This is a genomic window from Corynebacterium sp. NPDC060344 (assembly GCF_042725215.1).
Lineage (GTDB): Bacteria > Actinomycetota > Actinomycetes > Mycobacteriales > Mycobacteriaceae > Corynebacterium.
Genome location: NZ_JBHXCS010000001.1, coordinates 492872 through 519142 on the forward strand (window position 1 = coordinate 492872; position 26271 = coordinate 519142).

A 26271-nucleotide genomic window follows, 5' to 3' on the forward strand; every position below is an offset into this window, starting at 1 on the left:
CAAAAACCACAGACGAGGCCACCGAATGCCGGCGATGTTACTGCGCGTTTGGTGCGGCGGGCGTAGCCGGCTAGCCTTTGGTTCATGATCCCTCACCCCATTCGCACCCTGGATCTCTTCGCAGGTGCGGGTGGCATCACCGAAGGCTTCAAGCAGGCCAGCGACTTGTTCCGCTGCGTACGTGCAGTCGAGTGGGATGCCGACGCTTCGCGCACGTTCGATGCCAACCACGGTGGCGGCGAGGCGGTGACGTTCGCGGGCGACATCGAAACCTGGACCGAGCACGAGGCGGTGCCCGACGCCGACGTCGTGGTCGGAGGGCCGCCGTGTCAGGGTTTCTCCCAGCTCGGAAAACAGCAGGCCGACGATGAACGAAATGCCCTGTGGCGCCATTACGCCGAGGCCGTCCGAGACTCGGGAGCCACCTATTTCGTGATGGAGAACGTTCCCCAGTTCGCCAAATCACTGGAAGCACCATTGTTCTTTCGTGAGTTCGAACCTGGAGGAATTCTCGAGAACTATCGGTTCGACACCGATGTTTTGGACGCCAGTCATTTCGGCGCAGCCCAAAAACGAAAGCGCTTCATAGCTCTGGGATGGAAGAAGGGGGCCGTCGCCCCCAAGTGGCCCACCAAACTTCAGGAGAACGACCGCAAGACGCTCGCCGATGTGTTGGCCGGCGTTCCTTCTCGAGTGACGAGCACGCACTTGCGGCCGGAACGCCCCGTGCAGACGCATGAGCTCCACTTCACCCGCGACTACCGGGACATTTCCCTGAAGCGTTTTCGCGACATTCCCCCCGGTGGTAATCGGTTCGACATCCGCGACGAGTACCTCGCCCCCTGTTGGCGCAATCACAAGTCGGGCTCGGGGGATGTCATGGGCCGCCTGTACTGGGACCGCCCTTCGGTGACTATCCGAACGGAGTTCTTCAAGCCCGAGAAGGGCCGATACCTTCATCCGGACGAGCACCGTGCCATCACCCACTTCGAGGCCGCGCTCATCCAGGGGTTCCCGCCGAACTACCTCTGGTACGGCTCAAAGACGTCGATCGGGAAGCAGATCGGCAATGCCGTGCCGATCCCCTTGTCCAAAGCGATTGCCGAAACGCTCCTCGACGCCTTTGGGGGAATCAGGCGCCTCGAAGATGCGATGCCACTTCCCGGCATGGAGTAACCCTGCTCCGGGCCTTCACTCCCTGTCGAGGGGCATAACAGCTAGCCCAGCCAGCTCCCTCCACGTGTCCTCGATCTCGTCGGCCACCTCGTCGATGTCATCGTGAGTCCAGTACCGAAGGACGACCCATCCCATCACCCGAAGCTCAGCGGTCACATGCGCATCGCGTTCCCGGTTTCGCTGGATTTTCGCCCTCCACCATTCGGCGTTGTTCTTCGGCAAGGATCCGTGGATGCTGCATCCATGCCAGAAGCAGCCGTCGATGAAGGCGGCGATTTTCACCCTGGTGAAGGCCACGTCGGGGTGGCCACTGACGCCGCCGTAATCCACGCGAAAACGCAATCCTCGTCGATGCAGTTCTCGACGTAACTGAATCTCAGGCTTGGTGTCGCGTCTCTTGACTCGACTCAGATTCCTGGACACCTGGGAATTGAGAGGTGTGGGGCCACGACGTTCCGCACTCACCACGCCACCTCCGCTCACTTCCGTCCCCGTCCCCCCTCCCGATGATGCCGGCACGCGAGACTTGACACACATGTTCGAACCCACTTCGAACACTCGTCCGAGCCATGCTCTACCCTGCGGGCCATGACGAACTCACCGAACCTCCCCGCAGCCCACCAGCACATTCCCGCCGACCCGAGCCACGACCACGACGTCCACCAGCTCCCGCAGCCAGCGCACACCCTCGCCGATCGCTACCGCCGGGCCTGCGGCGACGAGCTCGCCCTGGTCTCCACGTTCTACCGCCACCCCGTCGCCGCCCGCGCCATGCGCCCGGGCGCGCTCGACCACACGATCACGCTTCCCGACGCCGACGGCGTCACCGCGACCATCCGCACCCACCGCGTCCGCGTCCCCGCCGGCCTCGTCCGGGACCTATCGCTGCGCTACCCCGAATACCTCATGCTCGGCGGCCGCCCGGTGTACCTGTTCACGGCATCCGTCCTCGTCGGGCTTCACGACGACCAGCCCACCCCCTTCACCGGTCCCGTCCACGCCCGCGCCATCGCCGAAGCTCTTCATGATGCCCGCGACGCGGCAAACATCCACCCCAACGGCACCGATCCCGCCAGCGGCGCATTCCGCTTCAGCTGGATCGGCGACCGGGAAGGCCACGTGTTCACCAGCCCACCCGAGTTGTTCACGCCACGGTCGCGGGCAGCGTAAAGAGCTGCGGGCGAGGTCAGGCCGCCATGATTCTCGCGCTACGCCAGACCGGCAAGCTCGTCGGCCTGCTCCAGCAGGTCCGTCGCCCAAAACTCGCGGCGCAGCGGATTCGCCACACCTGGACGGCCCTTTTCCGGCTCACACTCGAGGACTCCCCTGACCCAGCGCTCCGGCCACGCCGTCGCCCCGTGCACCGCGCCGAGCAAGGCGCCGGCAATCGCCGCATTGGTGTCGGTGTCGCCGCCCATGCCGATGGCGTCGACGAGGGCGTCGACCGGATCGTCGTAAAGCACCAGCTGACGCACCGCGATCGACAGCGCCAGCAACACCCAGCCGTCGTGCTGCCGGTAATCACCGACATCGCCCATGCGGCCCGCCGCAATCGCCTGGGCGACCGCCTGCTCGGAGGTCGCGCCCTCCATCGCATCGACGACCTCCTTGACCGTGCCACCGTGGATCGCCGTGACCAGGCCCGTGACGAACACCGCGTTCGCATCGATGCAGATCGGGTTGGGGTGGGTCAGCGCGGCTTCCTCGCGGGCGAAGTCGGCAGCGGCGGCGATGCCGACGTCGTCGCGGGCACCGAAGACTCCCAACGGCGAGACGCGCATGAGGGCGCCGTTGGCCTGGGAGTCTTCATTGAGGCCGTGCCCGGCCAGCGCCCGCTCGCACGTGCCGCCGATGTCGAATGGATTCGTCGAATACCAGTGGACGTAACCGCGAAACACGTCGTCGGCGTCGAAGGTGCCCTGGCGCTGGAGGCTGCGGATGAGCATCATCGCCATCTGCGAGTCATCCGTTGGCTGGCCGGCGATGAGGTTCCAGGTGCCGCCATCGGCAAGATCGCGCACCCCGTCCGGGTAGCGCTCGGCGATGTCCTCGGGCTCCTCGAACTCCACGAGACTACCCAGCGAATCACCGATGAACTGACCCAACAGGCACCCGCGGGCGCGATCGCGCAGCTGCGCGGTGCCGGTGGTGGGATCAGTGGTGGTCTCGGCGGCGGGATCGGTGGCGGAACCGGCGGCCGAATCCGAAGGAGTCATGCTGGCCAGAATAGGGAAAGTGCGGGGCGTGCACCGGGGCTCGCATGCCGTCGCAAATCACCCACGCGCCCTCGCCTCCGAGCACGGGATCACTGACCCGTTTCCCAACGGATCTGCGAAGGATCAACTGGCCGATCGCCGATCGAATGCGGCCGCCAACCGCCGACCCCAAGTGGATCGTTTCCCCCGGCCCCATCAGTACCCCTCGGCCAAAAGCCCCTCGGGTTGCTTTCGCTCTTCTCTCATGCGCCGCACCTCTTCGGCAACCTCGCGCTCAGCTGCCCACGGAGCGAGCTGGCCACCGTTCCTCCCGATTCCCGCCTTGAGTTCGCGATACGCGGCGACTGCCGGTCCGTCCGAGTCCGTCACAACACCTTCTCCCTCCGACGCGAGCCATTGCTCGAGCCGACGTCGAGCTTCCTGATCCCCAGTTGTCATGGCGTTTCGTACCTCCTCCGGTTACCCGAACCGTAGCCCGAGCCCACTCCATTGCCAATGGATCCCGCGACGCTACTACCCCACCTCAGCCGGCCGCTGCTTCCCCGGCGACAGCATCGCCCACAGAGGGCCGGTGATGAACCAGACTCCCAACACCACGCCCAGGCGCGGGTACCACTCGCGCAGCGCCATCGCCCCCTCGCCGCCGCCGACGATGGCCACGCACAACTCGAGCACGATCACGGCGAGCGCCGCCGCCGCGATCGCCCAGCCGAAGTCCGCCCATTCCTTGCGCACCTTCGATCCGACGGCGGGCTCCTCCACGTGCTCCCCGCGCACGCGGCGCCGGTACGCCCGATCCGCCCACGCAATCGCCCTCTTGCCGAACACCACCGAGAACCCCAGGTACAGCGCCGCCAACCCATGCGCCAGCCCCGGCCGTCCGCCCGAACGCAGGTCGAGGACCGTGAACACCAGCAGCGCCACGTCCACCACCGGCGTCAGCGCCAGCAACACCAGCCCCAGCCGCGGCATGCCCAGCGGATACCGCGCCAATAGCCCCAACGCGATGAGCACCCAGAATCCGATCTCACACGCGATGATCGCGTACACCATGGCCGATCACTTCCCTTCCAGCTTTCTAACACGGTCGTGTTAGTCACGAAGACTAGCACGACTGCGCTAGAATTGCGCCATGGCACAATCCGGCAACCCCTCCCGCCCGCGCCTCACCGCCGACGAACGTCGCGAGCAGGCCCTCGCCGCCGCCCGCCGCCTGATCCTGCGCGCCGGCATCGAAGCCGCCAGCGTCCGCAACGTCGCCACCGAAGCCGGCATGGCCACCGGCTCGCTGCGCCACATCTTCCCCTCGCACGAATCCCTGTTCACCGCGCTCATGGCCGACAACGCCGACCGCGCCGCCGCCCGCATCCAGGACGTCTTCACCCGCGAACTCGCCGCCGGAACCCCGGTTCGCGGCACCTTCCTGGCCGTCCTGCGCGAAACGATCCCGCTTTCCGACGCCTCCCGCGCCGATTTCGTCGTCCAACTCGCCCTCTTCACCGGACACCCCGACAGCGCCCCCATTCGCGAGGCGATCGCCGATGCCGGGGAGAAGCTCGATCAGCTGTGCGCGATCACCGTCGCAAAGCTGCGGCCGGACCTGGCCCCGGACCTGGACCCGGACTTGGTCTCGGACGTCGCCACGACAGCCGAGCTGGCCACCGACCTGCGGGTCGCCCTCGACGGCATCGCCCTGCGCTGCCTGGAGAATCCCGGGTACGCCACCGACGCCGGCACCCGCGGCGCCGAAGCAACGCTGGCCCGCGCGCTCGACCGAGTCGCCGGAGCGTAGACGCGAAAGCGGGGCACCGGCTCACTGCCAGTGCCCCACTCTTGGGATTCGAACTAGGTCCGACCAGTTCTTGCCGCCATCAGCCGTTTACTCATCGTCGCGGGGCGTCAACAACTGGTTCAGCTGCTCCACACTGAGACACCCTTGCAGGAGAGCATCGGCCGGGGCTTGCCCATCGGGGAGCAGGCCATTCGGGAACGTCCACCACCTCAGTGCCTCCCATTGGTCCCGCTCGCTGTAGTTCCCACCATTGAGGAGCCGCCGATTGGCAAGAATGACCAGCTCTGGAAGCACTCCTCCCCCGGCGGAGAACTGGAACGAGGGGTAACGATGCGACTGAGCCCCCGGCACCGAAAGCAACGCACCCTTCTTTCGGTAGTATCCCAGCTTGCTTTTGGCATCAGACCGATTGCCTCCGGCAGCGAGAGAAGTCGTCGCATCGGCGGTCATCAGTAGGTCGACGCTCCGCAGCAAGCGCGCACGCTCCACGATCGCAGGATCCCTCCGGTAGCCGTACCTCCAAATCGGCAGTGACCTCCAGTTCACGGGGAATCCCATCGAATCCAGCCTGTCGGGCCTATCCGCAACAAAGTCTTCGATCTCACGGATCAAACGATCTCGAGCCTCGTTCGTACCCTCGATTCTGCCCAGGAGAAACGCCACGAGCGCAAGCGTCGCGTACACGCGGGAATTCTGGCGCGTGACCTTTGCTGGAACTCCTTTATCTCCCGGACCTTCCACGAGGTGGAAGAGCTCTCGGCACGAGTCGGGAACCGACACCAGAGCCGTGTGGTTCTTGTTCCACAGCCGACCATGGTGGGAGCAAAGATTCCGTGCCTGCCTCAGTCGATCGAGCCAGCTCCCGAAGGCACCGATATCTCCGACTCCGTTGACGTCCATCAGGTCATAGCCGACGGCGATGGCCTCACGGTCGCGCTGCAACATCCCACCGTAAAGCGTACTGAGCTCGCCAAATGTCATGAGCTCGGTGGCCGCCCACACCGGCAGAGGCTTGCCGTAGCGCTCATGAATGTGCTCAACGAATGCTTCACTGGAGACTTCTTCATTGCGATCCTGCTTGCGACGCCATTCGGAGTGCTGACTCTCCCTTTCCCGTCGAATCTCGCCGCACAAAGGGTCGGGATACGACTCGCCTCGGCCACACGTCCAACTTTCACTCAAATGAGCTGCTTCGACGTGTGCGAACTGATGCCGCTTCCCCAGGACATGCCCGACTCGCGATCGCACCGCTACCTCGATGCGCGACAACGCCAATGCAAGCAGAGACCGGAGCCGTTCATCGAACTCATAGATCTCGAGGATCTCATCCAAACACGCGCCATCCTGAAACTCCGATGGACGTGGCTCCCCTTCGACCTTCGGGAATTGCCTGAACTCATACCAATACCCGGACAAACGGTAGTAGCCAACCCGTTCGAGGACGCCGGCGAGAGTCTCATGGTCAGGAAAAGCGAGCCCCCGCTCCGCCAGAAGTCGCACCTGCTCATCGATATCAAGAAACGGTTTTGAGTACGTGCTGGCCACAGCTTCACATGATAAATGAAAACTGGCCGCCCCCTAAGGATCTAGGGTGACGACCAGTCGTGATACACCTGATGATAGAGGTCATGCGCCACGCACGCAACCGTGCGTTGCGCAAACAACCGTGCGTTGCGCACGCAATTGCACACTACGCACGCAAGCTCACGCTATGAATAACGAGCTACCTGCGACTACTTCTTGTCGTTCTTGGCCGACTTGTCTGCCACGGCATCGTCGTCAAGCGAATCCGCGTCGACATCATCGTCATCGTCGACATCGTCTTCGTCGTTGTCGTCGTAATCGTCATCGTCGCCAAGATCGTCGTCGTCCTCGTCCCAGTCATCGTCCTGGTACGTGGAATACAGCGCCTCGGCGAAACCGTCCTCGACCGGGGCGAGCTGGTCCTCCCACTCCTCGGCGCGGTCGGCGGCCAGCGACAGGACGTCGAGAAGCTTGTCGAAGTCCCTGAACTCCCCCAGCGTCAGCACCTCATTGCGCAGGCTCGCCGCATCCGCGTAGAGGTCCGCGAACATCTTGCGGCGATCGTCGTCGGTGAGGATGGTCTCCGTATCCGAATCCCAGAACTCCGCGATCGCCTGATCCACGATGTCGTCCAGATTCTCGTCCTGCGCGATGAAGCGCACGTGCGCCACCGGATCATTGCCATTCGCCGTGACCAGCACCTGCAGCAGCGACGCCTCGCCCACCTCCGCGGTGACCAGCGTCGCCTCCTCCGGATCCTGCTCGAACTCCAGGTCGGAGACGCGATCATCCTCGCCGTCGAGAAGCACCCGCAGCAACGTGACCACACGATCCGTCGCCACATGATGCGCGACCGCATCCACGGCATCCTCCACCGAGAACACCACCGACACCAGCACGGCCTCGAACTCGTCGTCGTCCGAATCGACGTCGGCGGCCGCGACGTACACCTCCGCCGCCGGCAACTCATCGTCGATGGTGACGAACTGGACCTCCAGGTCCATCGTGATGGGCACGAACAGCGTGTCCCCGTTGACCCGGCTCTCGATGTCCTCGCGATCAAGCGCCGCGGCAATCTGCTCGAAGAAGCTCATGAATGGGACCCTTCCCTCAAAATCGACGGAGGCCATCGCCCGCGCACCGGCCGCGGCCCGCACGCCATCGTAGCGATAACCCGCCGGTCACGTCGCCGCCCACAACTCCCGCCGCTCCGCCGCCGGCCGCCGCGGGCACGACACGCACAGCCCCGCCTTCGGGCTGCGGTAAATCATGCAGCACGACACCCGCTCCAGGTGCGTGACCACGTCAAAGTCCGCCGCCTCGCCGGCCGCCGCCGCGTCCAGGTCCGTCGAGGTCACGCCGTCGGGGCCGGCGCCGGCCTCCACGTCGACGAAGCGCGGCACCGGCACCGCACTGCCGGCGGCGCCGCACCCGGCCAGGCCCTCCACCAGCCACGTTCCCGTCAGCGCACCGGCCCACGGTTCCATCACCTCGTTGCCCGCGGCCACCGCCGCCCCGGCCAGCGCGTCGGCGGCGATCGCCCACAGCGGCGCCGGGCGCACGCCGAGCTCCGCGCCGATGGCGTCGACTACCGGCGCCAGCATCTCGCCGATGGCCCGCCCGTACGCGCGCACGTCGTCGGCGGCGGCCGGGTCGCCGGACTCCAGGCCGTCGCCGGCGCCGAGGTCGGTGAACTCCACGGCCGCGTACCCCAGCCAGTAGTCGTCGCGCTCGAACACGGTCAGCCCGTCCCAGCCCGGCCGCGGCGCGCGCCCCTGCACCACGATCGACGCCGCCGCGGGCCCCAGCCACGAGTTGCACGTCGAGTACCACCACACTTGCGCCAGAAAGCGCACGTCACCGGGCATTCCGTTGCGATCGGCCTCCCCCGCCTCCTCCGGCATCGGGTACAGCTCGCGGGCGGCGTCGACGCGTCGGCGCAGCACGTCGCCGTCGCACATCAGCGCCCGCGCGTCGTCGCCGCTCCACCATCGCGCTCCTTCATGAGCCGTCACTTCCCCACTCATCCTCGGAATCTCCCCCAGCAGCCGCGCGTACTCCCGCGCCGGCTGCGGCACGGGAGTCACGTTCCCGCTTGTGCTTGCCCCGCTTTTGCTTGACGACGTCCCGCCCACCTCAACCAGCCACCTTCCCTCTCGCACCACCGCGATCGTCCGCCTGCCTTCTCGGATCGCCGTTCTTCTGCTACCAGCGTAGGGACATCACCCACCCCACCTCCCGGCCGACCACACCAGCCCCATCCCCCGGCCACCCCGGTTCTTCCCCACGAATCCTTTCCCTCTCGCCGTGACCACACCAGCCCCATCAGTCACAAGGTCGTCATACGCCCGCCTGAGCGTCTCGCGATGGCCGACGCCCTCCCAGTGCCATCCAACGCTTCTGCGGGCCTCATGGACGCTCAATCCCTCGCGCCCCACGAGTCACTTTGCCCCCTTCCTTCCCGGGTCAAGTCACACCAGCCCCAAAATCTGGCGACGCGTTCTTTTCGTAGGCTCGCCGCCGCAAATCACCAGGTGTTTTCCGGCGCGCAGCCTACGAATTGAACGCGATCGACGAACGTTGTTACTGGTGTGACTTGACCGTGTAACCAGAGTGGCGATTGGTGCGCGCGAGACGGCGCCCGCAAGCTCGCCGGCGCCGGCGGGTTCGGGGACTACGCGGACGAGACAGGCAGCGGCGGGCGGCGACCTCATCAGCCACACCGCCCCCAATTATCGGCGGGTCGCCCAGAACGGGACATTGCCGCGACTCACGACCTGGGACTTTAAAGGGGTGCCGCGTCCCGATTTGGGCGATAGCAAATGCGTTACTCCGGATCGACGGCCGGGATGGAGGTTGCGGCGGCGATCGCGCCCGGGATGGAGGTTGCGGCGGCATTTGCGTGCGCGGGGAACGGAGACGGCGGCGGCAATTGCGCGCGCGGGGAACGGAGGTGACAGCGACGGAGGAGGTGGCGGCGGCGAAGGCTGAAAATGGACACGACGCCGGCGGCCGCGAGGTGGTGCGGAATAAGGGGGCGGGTGGACGTCGTTAAGCAGGAATATGCAAGCTGCCCGGGCCAGCCGACCGCACGACCAGCGCGCGCCCGGAACGGCACAGTTGGGTAACAGCACTCACCACGGGGCGCTTCGATCCGGTGTTGCGGATAGAATCAGCCCGATAACCGACGCACGAGGAGGACCCCACATGTTCGGATTCTTTGGCAAGGACGACAAGGACGGCGCGAACAAGAACCGCGCCGGCAACGCCGGCAACGCGGGCAACGCCGGCGACGAGGCCACCGACGCCGGCGGCCCCATCGGCGTCGACAGCGCCCCGCGCGACGGCGGCTTCCTCACCGACGCCGTGGGCTCGGACCCGAAGAAGCTGCAGGAAGAGTCGGGCGTCGCGGGCCGGATGCTCATCAAGTCGCTGGACACGGCGATGGGGTGGCAGACCTCCGCGATCTCCGGCTACGTCCGCCAGCTCCACGCGCGCAAGCCGCACGAGACTCCGGCGCAGATCCAGGACCGCATCGACGACCACTTCCTCGCCCTGGTCACCGGCTCGGGCGGCGCGGCGGGCGGCGCGTCGGTGATCCCGGGCGTCGGCTTCGTCACGGGCCTGGGCGCCGTCGCGCTGGAGTCGGTCGTCTTCCTGGAGATCGCCGCCTGGTACACCCTGGCGTCGGCGTCGCTGCGCGGCATCGACATCGAGGAGGAGGAGCGCCGCCGCAGCCTCGTCCTGGTCACGCTGATGGGCTCGTCGGGCACGGCGCTGGTCGCCGCGGCGATGGGCGATGAGCCGCTGCGCAAGCAGGCCCCGGACAAGGATCCGGCGGCGTCGCTGATCGCGCGCCTGGGCATCCCGCAGCTCGGCGGCCTGAACAAGGTCCTGATCAAGCAGGCCCAGAAGCGCCTGGCCAAGTCGGCGCGGATGGCGGTGATCGGCAAGCTGATGCCCATGGGCATTGGTGCGGTCATCGGCGCGGGCGCGAACCGGAAGATCGGCAAGTCGCTGCTGGAGCGCGCGCGGCTGGCGCTGGGCCCGATCCCGGCGACGTGGCCGGACACTTTCGAGCTTTCCGACGACGACGTCAAGAAGGCTGGTTTCTCCCTGCCGAAGATTCCCCTGTCGTTCGGCTCCATCGGCGGCAAGGACGACCGCACGGGTGAGGACGACCGCAAGGATTCCGAGGCCTAGATGACCGACTCCGCCGCCGCGGCCCCCAGCCGGCCGGCTCGCGCCATTTGGCGTTCCTGCCTCCGGCATCCGGGGCCGCTGGCGGCGGTCGTGGTGGCGACGGTGCTGCTCACGGTCCTGGAGACCGTCGCGCCGCTGCTGACGCGCGATGCCATCGACGTGGCCACGGGCCAGGGCGATGGCGGGCCGTCGGCGGCGGCGCTGACGCAGTTGCCCCCGTTGACCGCGGTGATCGCGGTGTTCGTCGGCGTGGCGCTGGCGAGGTTCCTCACGCAGATCGTGCGCCGCTTCACGGCGGGCCTACTGTCCCTCGACGTGCAGCATGACCTGCGCGTTCGCCTGCTCACCTCGCTCCAGGCACTAGACGGCCCGGCGCAGGACCGCGTGCGCACCGGCCAGGTCGTCTCCCGATCCATCTCGGACCTCCAGGGCATCCAGGGGATGCTCGCCATGCTGCCGCTGACGCTCGGCGCGGTGCTGAAGATCGTGCTCACCGTCGGCGTGATGCTCATGCTCTCGCTGCCGCTGACGTTCGTCGGCCTCGCGGTCATCCCGGCGGTGGTCGCCATCGCGCTGAAGTCCCGCTCGGCGCTGTACGCGGCGACGTGGACGGCGCAGCAGAAGGCCGCGGACGTCGCCACGCACGTCGAGGAAACGGTCACGGGCGTGCGCGTGGTCAAGGCCTTCGCGCAGTCCTCGCGCGAGGTCGCCGAACTCGACACGCTCTCCCGCGCCCTCTACGCGCTGCGGATGCGCTCGGCCAAGCTCAACGCCCGCTTCCAGCCGGCGCTGCAGGCGCTGCCGCAGGTCTCGCTGGTGGCCAACATCGCCGTCGGCGGCTGGCTGGCGCTGAACGGCACGATCACGGTGGGCACGTTCGTCGCCTTCGCCACGTACCTGACCACGCTGACGGCCCTGTCGCGCATGGTCTCCACGATGCTCATTTCGCTGCAGCTGACGGCGGCGAGCATCGATCGCGTCGGCGAGGTCATCGAGTCGCGCCCCGATCATCCCGATCCCGCCGATCCCGTCCCCGTCCCCGCCGGTCCGGTGGGCCTGCGTCTGCGCGGGGTGACGCATTCGCGCGGGGGCAGGGTGTTGCTTGACGACGTCTCCGTCGACCTCCCCCCGGCCTCCACCCTGGCATTGGTCGGGCCCCCCGGGTCGGGCAAGACGATCCTCACCGAATTGCTGGGGCGTTTCTACGTTGCCGATTCGGGTTCGATCGAGATCGTCGGCGCCGGTGCAGATGGCGGTGCCGGTGACGCTGGAAGTGCCGGTGCGGTGGAGGAATCGGGGGCGGAGGGGTCGTCGTCAAGCGCGGACATTGCCCTGGCCAGCGCGGATGACGTGCGCGGCGCGATCACCGTGGTACCCGACGAGCCGTTCCTGCGCTCCGGCACCCTGCGCGACAACATTGCGCTGGCCGATCCCGATGCCACCGATGCGGAGATCGAGGCGGCCGCGGCGCATGCGCAGGTGACGTTCATCGATCAGCTTCCCGATGGCTGGGACACCGCCATCGGCGAGCGCGGCCACAACCTCTCCGGCGGGCAGCGGCAGCGCGTGGCCCTGGCGCGGGCGCTGCTGGCGCGGCCGCGGATCCTGGTGCTCGACGATGCGACGTCGGCCATCGACGCCGGTACCGAGGCGCTGATTTTCGATGCGTTGCGCGAGCACTACGGGGACATCACCACCGTCATCGTCGCGCACCGCTCGTCGACGCTGGAGCTGGCGGACAACATCCTCGTTCTCGACGGTGGGCGCGTCACCGGCTACGGCACCCGCGATGAGCTGGTCGCCGGCCACCCCGGATTCGCCGACCTCATGGACCTGTCCGACGCCGACCGCGCCCGAGCCCGCGCCGCCCTCCATGCGTCGCGGGGTGGCGACGCCGCTCCCCTGGTCATCGACGAACCCGACTGCGCCGACCCCGACCGCGAACTGCTGTGGCCGGGCTCCGGTTCCGGCAAAGATGACGGCGCTGGTGACGGCGCTGGTGACGGTGACGGCGCCGACACCTCGGACGCCATCGCCGCGCACACCCGCACCGACGGCCGCATGATCTCCGCCAAGGGCGCCGCCGGCATGGGCGGTGGCGCCGGCGGCATGGGCGGCGGCCGCGGAGGAATGGGCGGTGGCGGAATGGGCGGTGGCATGGGCGCCGCGATGATGAACGCCCCCGTCACGCAGGACCTCATCGACCGCATCGAGGCACTCCCCCCGGCCAACGAAGAGCCGCGCATCTCCGCCTCGGCGCTGGACAACTCCCGCCGCTTCAGCCTGCCGTCGCTGCTGTCGAATGCCCGGCTGCTCATCCTGTCGGTCATCGCGATGCTGCTGGTGACCACCGCCGCGGACCTCGCGTTTCCCATGCTCGTGCGCTGGGCCATCGACGACGGCGTCTCGGCCGGCGACGCCTCCGCCCTGTGGCTGGCCGCTGCAGCTGGGCTGGGCGTCGTCACGCTCAGTTTCCTGGCCATCGCGGCGACGACGGTGCTGACCTCGCGCACCGGCGAACGCCTGCTCTACGCCCTGCGCGTCCGCTCGTTCCGGCATCTGCATTCGCTGGGGCTGGACTACTTCGAGAAGCAGCGCTCGGGCCGCATCATGACGCGCATGACCACCGACATCGACGCCCTGTCCTCCTTCCTGCAGACCGGCGTCGCCCAGGGCATCATCGCGCTGTTCACGCTGCTGGGCGTCACGGGCATGCTGCTGGCCACGAACCTGTCGCTGGCCGGGGTGGCGCTGATGGCGCTGCCGATCGTCGCGGTGGCCACGCTGATCTTCCGCTCGATCTCGTCGAAACTCTACGCCGCCGCCCGCGAGCAGGTCTCCACGGTCAACGCCGATTTCCAGGAGGCCATCGGTGGCCTGCGCGCCATCCAGATGCACCACCGCGTCGCCGACGTCGAGGCCTCCTTCACCCGCGAGTCCGACCGCTACCGCCGCCTGCGCATCCGCGCCCAGGCCGCGGTGAGCACCTTCTTCCCCGGCATCAACTTCGTCGCGGAGCTGACCACCGCCGCCGTCCTTTTCGTCGGCGCGACGCAGGTCACCGAGGGCGCGACGACGGCCGGCGTGCTCATCGCGTTCACGCTGTACCTGGGCATGCTCTTCGGCCCGATCCAGCAGCTCTCGCAGGTGTTCGACGGCTACCAGCAGGCCCGCGTCGGCCTCGTCCGCATCTCCGACCTGCTGGGCACCGAGGCCGTCGTCGCCGACACCGGCACGCGCGCCGGGGCCAGGTCGGCCGCCTCGGGCGGCATCTCGCTTGACGATGTCACCTTCCGCTACTCCACCGCCGACCCCGACCTGACCGAGGACGAGGCCGATGCCGACGCCGGCGCGGAGAACTCGGGCGAGAATGCGCATGCCGGGAACGAGTCGGCCGCCCTCACCATCCTCGACGGGCTCGATCTGGACATCCCCGAAGGCCAGACCGTGGCGGTGGTCGGGCCGACGGGTGCGGGGAAATCGACCGTCGTCAAGCTCCTGGCCCGGTTCCACGACCCGGTGTCGGGCGCGGTGCGGGCCTCCGGCACCGACATCCGCGAATTCCCGCTCGAGCAGTGGCGCGGCGCGCTCGGCTACGTGCCCCAGGAGCCCCACCTGTTCCACGGGACCATCGCGTCGAACATCGCCTACGGGCGGCCCGGCGCCGGCGAGGACGAGATCACCGGCGCCGCCCGCCGCGTCGGCGCCCTGTCCGCCATCGCCGCCATCCCCGGCGGCTTCACCCACCCCGTCGGCGAACGCGGCCGCGGGCTGTCGTCGGGCCAACGCCAGCTCATCGCGCTCGCCCGCGCCGAAATGGCCGACCCCGCGCTGCTGCTTCTCGACGAGGCCACCGCCACCCTCGACCCCGCCACCGAAGCCACCATCCTCGCCGCCGCCGACCGCGCCACCCGCCGCCGGACGTCCGTCATCGTCGCCCACCGCCTTGCCACCGCCGCCCGCGCCGACAGAATTTTGGTGCTCGAAAATGGCCGGATCATCGAAGACGGCCCGCACACCGTTCTCCTGGGGGCGGGCGGCGCCTACGCGAAGCTGTGGGACACGTACCATAAAGGGACGGCGGACGTGGAGGAACCGGGCATCAACCGTTATCCTTGATTGACCCCTAAAACTCCGCGGTATACGCGTGAATGCAATCAACATGAAATGAGGCGAGTACCTGCCGTGAGCAGCGACATGAGCTTCGGCCAGAACGAGTGGCTGGTCGACGAGATGTTCCAGCAGTTCAAGAAGGATCCGGATTCCGTGGACCAGGAATGGCGGGATTACTTCACCAAGAACGCCTCCGGTACGGACCTGTCGGCCGCCAGCCGAATCGGTTCCGCCACCCCGCGCAACGCGACCAAGGATCCGGCGCCGATGGCCAAGCCCGCCGCGGCGACGGAGGCGGAGGCCAGGGAGACCGGCCGCCGCCCGTCCAAGGGCCCCGAGCCGACCAGGTCGCCGCACAAGTCGCCGCAGCCGCAGGCGAAGAAGTCCCCCATGGACGTCGCCGCGGCCGCCGACTCCCCCGAGGCGGGCAAGACGCCGCTGAAGGGCATCGGCAAGGCGATCGCCAAGAACATGGACCTCTCGCTGGAGATCCCCACCGCGACGTCGGTGCGCGACATGCCGGCGCGCCTCATGTTCGAGAACCGCACCCTGGTCAATGACCAGCTCAAGCACACGCGCGGCGGCAAGATCTCGTTCACGCACATCATCGGCTACGCGATGATCAAGGCCGTCATGGCCCACCCGGACATGAACAATTCCTACGAGGTCATCGACGGCAAGCCGACCCTCGTGGTCCCGGAGAACATCAATCTGGGCCTGGCCATCGACATGCAGAACAAGGACGGTTCGCGCGCGCTGGTCGTGGCGGCCATCCGCGAGTGCGAGTCGCTGTCGTTCAAGGATTTCGTCGCGGCGTACGAGGACATCGTGGTCCGCGCCCGCAACGGCAAGCTGACGGGCAAGGATTTCTCGGGCGTCACCATTTCGCTGACGAACCCGGGCGGCATCGGCACCCGCCACTCGGTGCCGCGCCTGACCAAAGGCCAGGGCGCGATCATCGGCGTCGGCTCGATGGATTACCCGGCCGAGTTCGCCGGCGCGTCGGCCGATCGCCTGGCGGAGCTGGGCGTCGGCAAGCTGGTGACCATCACCTCCACCTACGATCACCGCATCATCCAGGGCGCGGAGTCCGGCGAGTTCCTGCGCACCATGTCGCAGCTGCTTGTCGACGACAAGTTCTGGGACCAGATCTTCGAGGACATGGGTGTTCCCTACACCCCGGTGCGCTGGGCCCAGGACGTGCCGAACGTCGGCGTGGACAAGAACACCCGCGTGATGCGCCTGATCGAGGCGTACCGCCAGCGCGGCCACCTGCTGGCGGACATCGATCCGCTGCACTTCGACCACCCGAACATCATCACGCCGGATCACCGCGACCTGGACATCGCCACGCACGGCCTGTCGCTGTGGGATTACGACCGCACCTTCAACGTCGGCGGTTTCGGCGGCAAGGAGCAGATGACGCTGCGCGAGGTGCTCATCCGCCTGCGCAACGCCTACTGCCTCAAGGTCGGTTCGGAGTACGTGCACATCCTCGACGCCGATGAGCGCGAGTGGCTGCAGGACCGCATCGAGGGCGGGCAGCCCCGCCCGACGCACGCCGAGCAGAAGTACATCCTGCAGAAGCTCAACGCCGCCGAGGCGTTCGAGAACTTCCTGCAGACCAAGTACATCGGCCAGAAGCGCTTCTCGCTCGAGGGCGCCGAGTCGCTCATCCCCCTGATGGACGCCGCCATCGACACCGCGGCCGGCCAGGGCCTGGACGAGGTCGTCATCGGCATGCCGCACCGTGGCCGCCTGAACGTGCTGGCCAACATCGTCGGAAAGCCCCTGTCGCAGATCTTCACCGAGTTCGAGGGCAACATGGACCCGGCGCAGGCCGGCGGCTCCGGCGACGTGAAGTACCACCTGGGCACCCAGGGCCAGCACCTGCAGATGTTCGGCGACGGCGAAATCGACGTCACCCTGACCGCCAACCCGTCCCACCTCGAGGCCGTCAACCCGGTCGTCGTGGGCCTGGCGCGCGCGAAGCAGGACATCATCGACCGCGGCGAAGAGGGCTACACCGTCATGCCGATGCTGCTGCACGGCGACGCCGCGTTCGCGGGCCTGGGCATCGTCCAGGAGACCCTGAACCTGATGGCGCTGCGCGGCTACAAGGTCGGCGGCACCGTCCACATCGTGGTGAACAACCAGATCGGCTTCACCACCTCCCCCGACTCCTCCCGCTCGTCGTACTACGCCACCGACCTGGCCAAGGCCTACGGCTGCCCGGTCTTCCACGTCAACGGCGACGACCCGGAGGCCGTCGTGTGGGTCGGCCAGCTGGCCGTCGAGTACCGCAACCGCTACGGCAAGGACGTCGTCATCGACCTCGTCTGCTACCGCAAGCGCGGCCACAACGAGGCCGACGACCCGTCGATGACCCAGCCGGCGATGTACGACGTCATCGACGCCAAGGAGGGCGTGCGCGCCGCGTACACCGAGGACCTCATCGGCCGCGGCGACCTCTCCGAGGAAGAGGCCGAGGCCGCCCGCCGCGACTTCCACGACCAGATGGAGGCCGTGTTCAACGAGGTCCGCTCCGCCGAGGGCGGCACCCCCAGCGAGCAGACCGGCATCACCGGTTCGCAGCCGCTGCCGCACGGCCTGGACACGAGCATCGACAAGGTCGAGCTGCAGGCCATCGGCAACGCGCACATCGAGGTTCCCGAGGGCTTCGCCGCGCACCCGCGCGTCAACCCCGTGGCCAAGAAGCGCGCCCAGGCCGCCAAGGAAGGCGGCATCGACTGGGGCTTCGCCGAGCTGCTGGCCTTCGGTTCGCTCGCCGGCGCCGGCCGCACCGTCCGCCTGGCGGGCGAGGACGTCCGCCGCGGCACCTTCACCCAGCGCCACGCCGTGCTCATCGACCCGAAGACGGGCACCGAGTACAACCCGATCGACGGCTACGCGCAGGCGCAGGGCAACGGCGGCCGCTTCATGGTCTACAACTCGGCGCTGACCGAGTTCGCCGCCATGGGCTTCGAGTACGGCTACACCCTGGGCAACCCGGACGCGGTCGTGGCGTGGGAGGCGCAGTTCGGCGACTTCGCCAACGGCGCGCAGACCATCATCGACCAGTACATCTCGTCCGGCGAGGCGAAGTGGGGCCAGACCTCCAAGCTGATCCTGCTGCTGCCCCACGGTTACGAGGGCCAGGGCCCCGACCACTCGTCGGCCCGCATCGAGCGTTTCCTGCAGCTGGCTGCGGAGGGTTCGTACACCGTCGCCCAGCCGTCGGATCCGGCGAACTACTTCCACCTGCTTCGTCGTCACGCTCTGTCGGACCTGCACCGCCCGCTGATCGTCTTCACCCCGAAGTCGATGCTGCGCAACAAGGCCGCCGTGTCGCCCATCGAGGCGTTCACCGAGCAGACCAAGTTCAAGTCCGTCATCGACGACCAGTACTTCGAGTCGGGCGAGGGCGACAAGGACAAGGTCAAGACCATCCTGCTCGTGTCGGGCAAGCTGTACTGGGAGCTGGAGAAGAAGCGCCAGAAGGACAAGCGCGACGACGTCGCCATCGTCCGCCTGGAAATGCTGCACCCGATCCCGTTCAACCGCCTGAAGGAGGCGTTCGACAACTACCCGAACGCCACCGAGGTCCGCTTCGTCCAGGACGAGCCCGCCAACCAGGGCCCGTGGCCGTTCCTCGCGCTGGGGCTGCCGGAGGCGCTGCCGGACATGCCGAAGCTCACCCGCGTGTCCCGCCGCGCCCAGTCGTCGACGGCGACTGGTGTGGCGAAGGTCCACGCGATCGAGCAGAAGGCCCTGCTCGACGAGGCGTTCAAGTAGGCGCTTGACCGCATCGCGCCCGCTCAGGGCATCACGCGCACCAAGGGGTTGGTGAGGCCCCCGCTCCGGCTGAAAGGTCGGGGCGGGGGCCTTCCGCATGTCCGGGCTGCTTGACGACGCCCCCGTCCGCCCCACATCACCCCGCCCGCACCAAATCCGACCCGCCCGGATCGACGCCGGCCCCGCCCCACCCCGTCACCGCCCCAACCCCCGGCGCCGTCCCACCCCGTCGCCGCCTCACATCACCCCGCCCGCACCAAATCCGACCCCGCCGGCACCGGCCCAACCCCGACACCACCCGCCCGCACCGGGACTCCTGCGCCAGATACCTACGTTTCAGCCAGGTACCTACGTTTAAACGTGTGTACCTGGCCGAAACGTAGGCATCTTCGGGCGGTTCCGCCGAAATGGACGCCTGGCCCCGACACCGCTCACTACGACGCCGGCACCGGCCCCTCCCCACGCCGGCGTCGCCCACATCGACGCCAGTCGAGCGCCCTTCCTTCGCTTCGACACCGGCCCAAACCCCGACACGGCCCCACCTCGCCCCAGAAAGACGCCGAGCCACCAGAAAGAGGCGGTGGACCAGCTCTTTCTGTGCACTCGACGTCTATCTACGAAATGGCGGCCGTTCCGGGGCGCCCACACCCCGATCTCGCCGGCTCTCCCGCGGCCAAACCCCGACATCACCCGCGGCAACGCCGCCAACACCTCGGTTTCGCTGGACTCCCACGCCAGATACCTACGTTTCAGCCAGGTACCTACGTTTAAACGTGTGTACCTGGCCGAAACGTAGGTGCCTTCGGGCGGTTACGCCAAGATGGACCCCTTGACCTCTGCACCGCTCACTTCGACGCTGGCACCGACCCCTCCACACCCCGACTTCGCCCACATCGACGCCGGTCGAGCGTCCTTCATTCGCTTCGACACCGGCCCAAACCCCGACACGGCCCCACCTCGCCCCAGAAAGACGCCGAGTGACCAGAAAGAGGCGGTGGACCAGCTCTTTCTGTGCACTCGACGTCTATCTACGAAATGGCGGCCGTCCCGGGGCGACCAGCTCCTGGCCGCCGCTCCCCCTACCGGCACCAGCGAGGCGGGTGCGGATCCCCATCGGTCGCGTGTTCGGCCTGGTAGATGGCCTGGACGACGAGGGTGGCGGCGTGCTCGTCGACAAGCGAGTAGAACACGCGGGTCCCCTCCTGCCGCGCACGCACCATCCGCGCCATGCGCAACTTCGCCAGGTGCTGCGACACGCTCGTCGGGGTCTTGCCCACGCGCACGGCGAGCTCGCCGACGGGGAGTTCGCCGTCGCGCAGCGCCAGGATGATCTTCACGCGCGTCATGTCGGCGAGCATCGAGAACACCTCGACGGCCACGTCGATGTACGGCGAGTCGGGGGCGAGCGACGTGGCGTGCCCGGATTCCTCGCAGTAGTCGGCCTCGTCCGGGCCCTGGTCTTCGTCTTGCTTGTCGACGGCCCGCGGAAACCTGCTCATGCCGCCACCCTAACACAGCGAATTGATTGCCCAACCTGCACTTATGATGCCCACCTTCGCAGACATGAAGGCTGTAGCCAACCGCCGCTCAACGACCGCACGCCCGTCGCAGACGTGAAGGCATCTCGGGGCGGGGCGCTATCCCGTCGTGAAGCGGGAGGTGTCCAGCCACTCGGCGGCGACCTGCGCGGGCTCGGCGCCGTCGCGGACCTGGTCGGTGATGTCGTCGACTTCGGGGGTCGAGATCGAGCCGGCGACGCGGTTGAGCACGTTGACGCGGTCACCGCGCGTGAGGGCGGGCTTGAGGTAGAACGGCACGATGTGCTGCGGCAGGACGGCGCCGGGGTCGACGATGGCGCGGTCCTCGAGGCTGCGCGCCTCCGCCTCCTCCAGTCCGTCCTCGCGGCCGCAGCCCTGGGCATTCGACGGGTCGGTGGCCATGATTTCGCCGGGCAGCGCGGCGGACATCGCGCCGTAGACGCGGTCGCGCCATTCGGCGGAGAGGGCCTTGCCGGGGTCGTCGTCGGCGGCGTATTCCTCGGCGAGTTCGCGGGCGGTGGTCGGGTCGATGAGGCCGAGCAGTTCGCCGGTGCAGCCGAAGGACACGGTGACCTCGCCGGATTGGACGGCGCGCATGCGTTCTTCGGAGGGCACGTCGGTGGTTCCGGAGGTGGCGCGGCCGCGGCGCTCGAACGCGCCGGCGTAGACCTCAGCGAGCACGGCCTGCTGGTCGTCGTCGAGGTCGGCGCCGACGAGCACGGGTTCGAGTTGCTCGGCGGGCACGGGCACGGCGGGGTCCTGCGAGGCGCAGCCGGTCAGCGCGAGTGCCCCGGCCAGTGCGGCGGCGAGTGCGGTTCGCGTCGTGCTTGACGACGCCCACGTCCCGCCCATTCGGCGCGCCCCGCCGCGGCGACGTAAACTCTTTCCGATGCGCCGGTCGGCGGTCATGTGGGCGGCGCCGTTGACGGCCTTCATCGTGTCGCTCCTGTTGGTCCGGTCGTGCAGTGTCCGGTAGTGCGTCGCCAGGTTACCCCCGAAGGAGGCTCCCGTGCCCTCGTCCCCCCGCCAGTCTCCGCGGATCAACCGCCGCAGGGCCATCGTCCCGTCGTCCGATGCGATGCGGGATTGCGGCGTGTACGTCGACGGGCACCGGCTGGCCGGCGAGTTCGATCACCGCAGTGCGCTGGAGGAGGTCCGCAACCGCGGCGAGGGTTTCGTGTGGCTGTCGCTGTCGCGCCCCGATGAGGTGCAGATGGACGCCATCGCCGAGGAATACGGCCTCCACGAGCTGACGGTCGAGGATGCGCTGACGCACCGGCAGCGGCCGAAGGTCGAGATCCACGATGATCACATGGTCTTCGTCGTCCGTTCCGTCCACTACAACCCGGAGGGCACGGACGAGGACGAGAACGAGAAGATCGACACCGGCCAGCTGCTGATGGTGCTGGGGCGCAATTACATCATCACCATCCGCATGGGCATGGCCCGTCAGACGCTCAGCCGCCTGGGCGAGCGGGTGTCGGAGGATCCGGAGCTGATCCAGCCCGGCCCGGCCGGCGTGCTGTGGGCGATCACGGACCTTCTCGTCGACGATTACCTGCGCACGGTCCAGCAGCTGGAGGACCTCGTCGAGGACATGGAGGACGAGGTCTTCGAGCCGGGCTACATCACGGAGATCGAGGACATCTACATTCTCAAGCGGGAGATCCTGGAGATGCGCCACGCCATCGACCCGCTGACCACGGCGCTGCGCACGATGATGGGCATGCGCGGGCAGCTGATGCCGAAGACGGTGCGCCGCTATCTGCAGGACGTCCTGGACCACCAGCTGGTCGCCGCGGACATGGCGCAGGGTTTCGACGAGCGCCTGTCCGCACTCATCGACGCCGCGGCCGTGAAGATCCAGCTGCAGCAGAACACCGACATGCGCACCATCTCCGCCTACGCCGCCATCCTCGCGGTGCCCACGGCGCTGGCAGGCATCTACGGCATGAACTTCGACCACATGCCGGAGCTGCACTGGGAGTACGGCTACTTCATCGTGCTGGCCATCATGGGCTGCGTGGTGGCGTTCCTGGTCTGGCTGCTGCGCCGCAACAAGTGGCTGTAGGTAATCAGCGCAGTCGCCGCTGGGCCAGCAGGTCGCGGGCCTTCTCGGCGTTGCGAGGGTTGCACAGGACGTCGTAACGCCCGGCGACGATCTCGGTGGTCGACGCGAAGTCGCGCTTGCCGTTCTGCATGCCGTAGGGCACGGCGGCGAGGATGAGGCCGAACAGGGCGCCGACGACGACGCCGGTGATCAGCGGCGCGATCCAGTCCTCCTGGAACAGGCCGAGCAGCAGGCCGAAGAACAGGCCCATCCACATGCCGTACAGTGCGCCGCCGCCGAGCACCTTGCCCCACGTCAACCGGCCCACGACGCGCTCGACCTGCATGAGGTCGACGCCGACGATGGTCAGGTCCGACACCGGGAACTCGTCGCGGTCAGACAGTTCGTCGACGGCGGCCTGAGCCTCGGCGTAGGTGGTGAAGGTGCCGATCGGCCAACCCTCCGGCGGCGTCGCGGCGGGCTTTCCGTAGGTGCGGCCCTGGGCCATGGTGGTGGTGCTCCTCATCTGGTGGGCTGGATCTGGTGGGCTGACTGGTCCCCCGTCGTTCTCCCCGTTCAACGGCTCGGCCGCCCCTTTTGTTCCCTGGCGGCGGGGTGGCGGGAGGGTGGGCGTCGTCAAGCGAAATCGTGATCGGGGCGGGCGGTTATCCTGGTGGGCATGACTTCCATCGACCGCGTGTACGCGGGCCGCCTGTCGGGGATGATCGTGCGCAACCCGGACGGCGACGCCATCGGCCGGGCCCGTGACCTGGTCGTGCGGCTGCGGCCCTCCGGTGCTCCGTCGCGCGCATTGGGGCTGGTCCTGCAGCTGACGGACAAGCGGCGCGTGTTCGTGCCCATGGGGCGCATCACGGCGATCGAGCCCAACGAGATCCTGCTCAACTCGGGCCTGGTGTCCATGCGGCAATTCAAGGCGCGGCCCGGCGAGTCGACGGTGCTGGGCGACCTGGTCGGTGCGAAGGTGCAGATCGACGACCCCGACCTCGAGCACCTCCACGGCGTGCCGCAGGAGCTGACGGACGTGGAGATGGAGCGCTCGCGCACCCGCGATTGGGTGCTCACGCGCGTGGCGGTGCTGGGGCCGAAGCGGGGCCTGCGCGGGCGCCGCAACGTAGCCGTGGCGCCGTGGAACCACGTCCACGGGCTCGGTGCGGGCGCGGAGCCCAGCGACCACGATGCGGAGCTCATCGCCGAGTTCCACGAGATGCGGCCGGCCGACATCGCCTCGGCCATGACCGACATGGCCGCCGAGCGCAGGCGGCGGATCGCCGAAGCGCTTGACGACGAATTGCTCGCCGACATCATCCAGGAGCTTCCCGACGACGACCAGGCGGAAGTCCTCGAAGACCTCACCATCGAGCGTGCGGCGGACATCCTGGAGGAGATGGATCCCGACGACGCCGCCGACCTGCTCGGCGAGCTCGACGAGAACCGCGCCGACGTGCTGCTGGAACTGATGGACCCGGAGGAGTCGCAGGCGCTGCGGCGCCTGATGGTGTTCGAGCCGGACACCGTGGGCGGTCTGATGACGTCGGATCCGCTGATCCTACAGCCCACGACGACGGTGGCGGAGGCGCTGGCGCGGGCGCGGGACCCGGAGCTGCCGACGTCGCTGGCGTCGATGGTGTTCGTCGTGCGACCGCCGACGGCGACGCCGACCGGCCGGTACCTGGGGTGCGTGCACCTGCAGAAGCTGCTGCGCGAGCCGCCGTCGACGCAGATCGGCGGCATCCTCGACCCCGACCTGCCGCCGCTGTACGCGGAGGATGACGACGAAATCGCGGCGCGGTACTTCGCCACCTACAACCTGGTGTGCGGGCCCGTCATCGACGACGAGGGGCATCTGCTCGGCGCACTGAGCGTCGACGACCTGCTCGACCACATGCTGCCCGAGGATTGGCGAGAAGACGGCATCCGGCCGGAGAAGAGCGCGGTGGGTGGCGGGCAGGCGTCGCAAAGCACTGGCAAGCAGGCCGCCGGCGCGGCGAAGAAGGAGGCGTAACCCATGGCCAAGGATTCCCACCGCGGCGGCGAGCGGCCGTCGATGGACCGCCTCGAGCTGGACACGCCCGTCGTCGACCGCCGGAAGAAATTCGTCGACTTCGACGGCGACCGCGTCGGCGAGGTCGCCGAGAACGTCGCCCGGTTCCTGGGCACGGGCAAGTACCTGGCGTTCCAGACGATCATCGTCATCGTGTGGATCGCCCTCAACATCGGCGGCATGTGGTGGAACTGGGACCCGTACCCGTTCATCCTGCTCAACCTGGCGTTTTCCACCCAGGCCGCGTATGCCGCGCCGCTGATCCTGCTGGCGCAGAACCGGCAGGAGGACCGCGACCGCGCCTCCGTGGCCGAGGACCGCCGCCGCGCCGCCGAAACCAAGGCCGACACCGAGTTCCTCGCCCGCGAGATCGCCGGCGTGCGCGCCGTCGTCGGCGAGGCCGTCACCCGCGACTACCTCCGCCGCGAACTCGACGACCTCACCAGCGTCCTCGAGCGCATCGAGGCCCGCCTGTACGAGGAGGACCGCCACCCCGGCGGGCACCCGGATGGGCATGGGGGCGGGCATGGCGGCGGTCATGCGGGTGACCACGGACGAAGCGGCGGCGCAGACCGCCACCCCGGCTCCCGCCCCGACCACCGCGACCGTTAGGATTCGACGTGATGTCCACGATTACTGAAGCCCAGGTCCGCACCGCCCTTTCCACGGTCGAGGATCCCGAGGTCCGTCGCCCGATCACCGAGATCGGCATGGTCAAGTCCATTGCCATTTCGGAGTCGAACGACGTCGCCGTCGAGGTGTACCTCACCATCGCCGCGTGCCCGATGAAGAACACCATCGTCGAGCGCACCGAGGATGCCGTCAAGGGCATCGAGGGCGTCGGCGCCGTCTCCGTCACCACCGACGTGATGAACGACGAGCAGCGCCGCGAATTCCGCAATGCCGTGCGCGGCTCGTCCGCCGAGCCGGTGATTCCCTTCGCCCAGCCGGAGTCCCGCACCCGCGTGTACGCGGTGGCGTCGGGCAAGGGCGGCGTGGGCAAGTCGTCGGTGACGGTGAACCTCGCCGCGGCGCTGGCGGCGAAGGGCCTGGCGGTCGGCGTGCTCGACGCCGACGTCTACGGCCACTCGGTGCCCCACATGATGGGTTCGGAGGACAAGCCGCACCAGGTCGACGACATGATCATGCCGCCGCAGGCCCATGGCGTGTCGCTGATCTCCATCGGCCACTTCGTCGACGACAACGCCCCGGTCGTGTGGCGCGGCCCGATGCTGCACCGCGCGATCCAGCAGTTCCTGGCCGACGTTTTCTGGGGCGACCTGGACGTGCTGCTGTTTGACCTGCCGCCGGGCACGGGCGACATCGCCATTTCGGTGGCGCAGCTGGTGCCCAACGCAGAGCTGCTCATCGTGACCACCCCGCAGATGGCGGCGGCCGAGGTCGCCGAACGCGCGGGCACCATCTCGCTGCAGACGCGCCAGCGCATCGCGGGCGTCATCGAGAACATGAGCTGGATGGAGATGCCCGACGGTTCGAAGATGGAGGTCTTCGGCGCCGGCGGCGGCGAGACCGTGGCCAAGCGCCTGACGCAGATCACCGGTGCGAACGTGCCGCTGCTGGGCCAGGTGCCGCTGGACACGCGCCTGCGCGAGGGCGGCGACGAGGGCACCCCGATCGTCCTGTCCGAGCCGGAATCCGGCGCGGGCCAGGCGCTCAACGACATCGCGGGCAAGCTGTTCACGCGCCGCGAGTCGCTGGCGGGCAAGTCGCTCGGCCTGGGTGTTACGCCCAAGTAAAACTATCGCGACCCACCGGGCCCCGGCAGCGGAACCTCTTCCGCC

At 68.1% G+C, this 26271-nt stretch carries 19 protein-coding genes; 10 read left to right on the top strand and 9 right to left on the bottom strand.

Annotated elements, in window-relative coordinates:
- The first annotated feature begins 84 nt into the window (after nt 1-84).
- Nucleotides 85-1176 (top strand): DNA cytosine methyltransferase, encoded by a 1092-nt coding sequence (locus tag ACFWGD_RS02190; protein ID WP_377776863.1) that lies wholly within the window; start codon nt 85-87, stop codon nt 1174-1176.
- A 15-nt stretch (nt 1177-1191) separates the two neighbouring features.
- Here the strand turns inward: ACFWGD_RS02190 and ACFWGD_RS02195 are convergent, their stop codons facing one another.
- Nucleotides 1192-1713: a very short patch repair endonuclease gene (locus ACFWGD_RS02195; protein WP_377777021.1), complete on the bottom strand. Its 522-nt coding sequence runs from the start codon at nt 1711-1713 to the stop codon at nt 1192-1194.
- A 51-nt stretch (nt 1714-1764) separates the two neighbouring features.
- Here ACFWGD_RS02195 and ACFWGD_RS02200 point away from each other — a divergent pair, with 51 nt between their 5' ends.
- On the top strand, nt 1765-2346 hold the full coding sequence (locus ACFWGD_RS02200; protein WP_377776864.1) for a hypothetical protein: 582 nt from the start codon (nt 1765-1767) through the stop codon (nt 2344-2346).
- Between the two features lie 38 nt (nt 2347-2384).
- Here ACFWGD_RS02200 and ACFWGD_RS02205 read toward each other — a convergent pair whose 3' ends face one another.
- Nucleotides 2385-3392: an ADP-ribosylglycohydrolase family protein gene (locus tag ACFWGD_RS02205; protein WP_377776865.1), complete on the bottom strand. Its 1008-nt coding sequence runs from the start codon at nt 3390-3392 to the stop codon at nt 2385-2387.
- A gap of 513 nt (nt 3393-3905) precedes the next feature.
- The gene (locus tag ACFWGD_RS02210; RefSeq protein WP_377776866.1) at nt 3906-4445 is read right to left on the bottom strand and encodes a hypothetical protein; all 540 of its coding nucleotides are present in this window, start codon (nt 4443-4445) and stop codon (nt 3906-3908) included.
- 79 nt (nt 4446-4524) lie between these two features.
- On the opposite strand from ACFWGD_RS02210, the gene ACFWGD_RS02215 reads away from it, so the two are divergent.
- Nucleotides 4525-5184, top strand: a complete 660-nt coding sequence (locus ACFWGD_RS02215) for a TetR family transcriptional regulator (protein WP_377776867.1) — start codon at nt 4525-4527, stop codon at nt 5182-5184.
- 87 nt (nt 5185-5271) lie between these two features.
- Here ACFWGD_RS02215 and ACFWGD_RS02220 read toward each other — a convergent pair whose 3' ends face one another.
- The 3 genes from ACFWGD_RS02220 to ACFWGD_RS02230 all read right to left on the bottom strand — a co-directional run bounded on the left by ACFWGD_RS02220 (nt 5272) and on the right by ACFWGD_RS02230 (nt 8723).
- On the bottom strand, nt 5272-6729 hold the full coding sequence (locus ACFWGD_RS02220; protein WP_377776868.1) for an Abi family protein: 1458 nt from the start codon (nt 6727-6729) through the stop codon (nt 5272-5274).
- 188 nt (nt 6730-6917) lie between these two features.
- Nucleotides 6918-7802, bottom strand: a complete 885-nt coding sequence (locus ACFWGD_RS02225) for a hypothetical protein (RefSeq protein ID WP_377776869.1) — start codon at nt 7800-7802, stop codon at nt 6918-6920.
- Nucleotides 7803-7889: 87 nt separating this feature from the next.
- Nucleotides 7890-8723 carry a (2Fe-2S)-binding protein gene (locus ACFWGD_RS02230; protein ID WP_377776870.1) on the bottom strand — a complete coding sequence of 278 codons (834 nt, stop codon included), beginning with the start codon at nt 8721-8723 and terminating at the stop codon, nt 7890-7892.
- Nucleotides 8724-9915: 1192 nt separating this feature from the next.
- Between ACFWGD_RS02230 and ACFWGD_RS02235 the strand changes: the two genes are divergently transcribed.
- The 3 genes from ACFWGD_RS02235 to ACFWGD_RS02245 all read left to right on the top strand — a co-directional run bounded on the left by ACFWGD_RS02235 (nt 9916) and on the right by ACFWGD_RS02245 (nt 18819).
- Complete coding sequence (locus tag ACFWGD_RS02235; RefSeq protein ID WP_377776871.1) at nt 9916-10911, top strand: hypothetical protein; 996 nt, start codon at nt 9916-9918, stop codon at nt 10909-10911.
- Complete coding sequence (locus ACFWGD_RS02240) at nt 10912-15030, top strand: ABC transporter ATP-binding protein (RefSeq protein WP_377776872.1); 4119 nt, start codon at nt 10912-10914, stop codon at nt 15028-15030.
- A 66-nt stretch (nt 15031-15096) separates the two neighbouring features.
- Nucleotides 15097-18819, top strand: a complete 3723-nt coding sequence (locus tag ACFWGD_RS02245; RefSeq protein ID WP_377776873.1) for a multifunctional oxoglutarate decarboxylase/oxoglutarate dehydrogenase thiamine pyrophosphate-binding subunit/dihydrolipoyllysine-residue succinyltransferase subunit — start codon at nt 15097-15099, stop codon at nt 18817-18819.
- Between the two features lie 1079 nt (nt 18820-19898).
- On the opposite strand, the gene ACFWGD_RS02250 is transcribed toward ACFWGD_RS02245, so the two are convergent.
- A complete protein-coding gene (locus ACFWGD_RS02250) occupies nt 19899-20318 on the bottom strand; it encodes an ArsR/SmtB family transcription factor (protein WP_377776874.1) in 420 nt (139 codons plus the stop codon).
- Nucleotides 20319-20456: 138 nt separating this feature from the next.
- A complete protein-coding gene (locus tag ACFWGD_RS02255; RefSeq protein WP_377776875.1) occupies nt 20457-21293 on the bottom strand; it encodes a hypothetical protein in 837 nt (278 codons plus the stop codon).
- Nucleotides 21294-21366: 73 nt separating this feature from the next.
- Here ACFWGD_RS02255 and ACFWGD_RS02260 point away from each other — a divergent pair, with 73 nt between their 5' ends.
- Entirely contained in the window at nt 21367-22428 is a 1062-nt protein-coding gene (locus tag ACFWGD_RS02260; RefSeq protein WP_377776876.1) for a magnesium and cobalt transport protein CorA, read from the top strand.
- 4 nt (nt 22429-22432) lie between these two features.
- On the opposite strand, the gene ACFWGD_RS02265 is transcribed toward ACFWGD_RS02260, so the two are convergent.
- Nucleotides 22433-22933, bottom strand: a complete 501-nt coding sequence (locus ACFWGD_RS02265; protein ID WP_377776877.1) for a general stress protein — start codon at nt 22931-22933, stop codon at nt 22433-22435.
- Nucleotides 22934-23086: 153 nt separating this feature from the next.
- On the opposite strand from ACFWGD_RS02265, the gene ACFWGD_RS02270 reads away from it, so the two are divergent.
- Genes ACFWGD_RS02270 through ACFWGD_RS02280 form a run of 3 tightly spaced genes read left to right on the top strand, consistent with a single transcriptional unit; the run spans nt 23087 to nt 26226 of the window.
- Nucleotides 23087-24430: a magnesium transporter MgtE N-terminal domain-containing protein gene (locus ACFWGD_RS02270; protein WP_377776878.1), complete on the top strand. Its 1344-nt coding sequence runs from the start codon at nt 23087-23089 to the stop codon at nt 24428-24430.
- Between the two features lie 3 nt (nt 24431-24433).
- Nucleotides 24434-25081, top strand: a complete 648-nt coding sequence (locus ACFWGD_RS02275; RefSeq protein ID WP_377776879.1) for a DUF1003 domain-containing protein — start codon at nt 24434-24436, stop codon at nt 25079-25081.
- Between the two features lie 11 nt (nt 25082-25092).
- Nucleotides 25093-26226 carry an Mrp/NBP35 family ATP-binding protein gene (locus tag ACFWGD_RS02280; RefSeq protein ID WP_377776880.1) on the top strand — a complete coding sequence of 378 codons (1134 nt, stop codon included), beginning with the start codon at nt 25093-25095 and terminating at the stop codon, nt 26224-26226.
- The last annotated feature ends 45 nt before the right edge of the window (nt 26227-26271 follow it).

What these genes read in the sequence shown, in the direction of transcription:
- ACFWGD_RS02190 (WP_377776863.1), top strand. Translation starts at nt 85, where the DNA reads ATGATCCCTCACCCCATTCGCACCCTGGATCTCTTCGCAGGTGCGGGT.
- ACFWGD_RS02195 (WP_377777021.1), bottom strand. Translation starts at nt 1,713, where the DNA reads ATGTGTGTCAAGTCTCGCGTGCCGGCATCATCGGGAGGGGGGACGGGG.
- ACFWGD_RS02200 (WP_377776864.1), top strand. Translation starts at nt 1,765, where the DNA reads ATGACGAACTCACCGAACCTCCCCGCAGCCCACCAGCACATTCCCGCC.
- ACFWGD_RS02205 (WP_377776865.1), bottom strand. Translation starts at nt 3,392, where the DNA reads ATGACTCCTTCGGATTCGGCCGCCGGTTCCGCCACCGATCCCGCCGCC.
- ACFWGD_RS02210 (WP_377776866.1), bottom strand. Translation starts at nt 4,445, where the DNA reads ATGGTGTACGCGATCATCGCGTGTGAGATCGGATTCTGGGTGCTCATC.
- ACFWGD_RS02215 (WP_377776867.1), top strand. Translation starts at nt 4,525, where the DNA reads ATGGCACAATCCGGCAACCCCTCCCGCCCGCGCCTCACCGCCGACGAA.
- ACFWGD_RS02225 (WP_377776869.1), bottom strand. Translation starts at nt 7,802, where the DNA reads ATGAGCTTCTTCGAGCAGATTGCCGCGGCGCTTGATCGCGAGGACATC.
- ACFWGD_RS02235 (WP_377776871.1), top strand. Translation starts at nt 9,916, where the DNA reads ATGTTCGGATTCTTTGGCAAGGACGACAAGGACGGCGCGAACAAGAAC.
- ACFWGD_RS02240 (WP_377776872.1), top strand. Translation starts at nt 10,912, where the DNA reads ATGACCGACTCCGCCGCCGCGGCCCCCAGCCGGCCGGCTCGCGCCATT.
- ACFWGD_RS02250 (WP_377776874.1), bottom strand. Translation starts at nt 20,318, where the DNA reads ATGAGCAGGTTTCCGCGGGCCGTCGACAAGCAAGACGAAGACCAGGGC.
- ACFWGD_RS02255 (WP_377776875.1), bottom strand. Translation starts at nt 21,293, where the DNA reads ATGAAGGCCGTCAACGGCGCCGCCCACATGACCGCCGACCGGCGCATC.
- ACFWGD_RS02265 (WP_377776877.1), bottom strand. Translation starts at nt 22,933, where the DNA reads ATGAGGAGCACCACCACCATGGCCCAGGGCCGCACCTACGGAAAGCCC.
- ACFWGD_RS02270 (WP_377776878.1), top strand. Translation starts at nt 23,087, where the DNA reads ATGACTTCCATCGACCGCGTGTACGCGGGCCGCCTGTCGGGGATGATC.
- ACFWGD_RS02275 (WP_377776879.1), top strand. Translation starts at nt 24,434, where the DNA reads ATGGCCAAGGATTCCCACCGCGGCGGCGAGCGGCCGTCGATGGACCGC.
- ACFWGD_RS02280 (WP_377776880.1), top strand. Translation starts at nt 25,093, where the DNA reads ATGTCCACGATTACTGAAGCCCAGGTCCGCACCGCCCTTTCCACGGTC.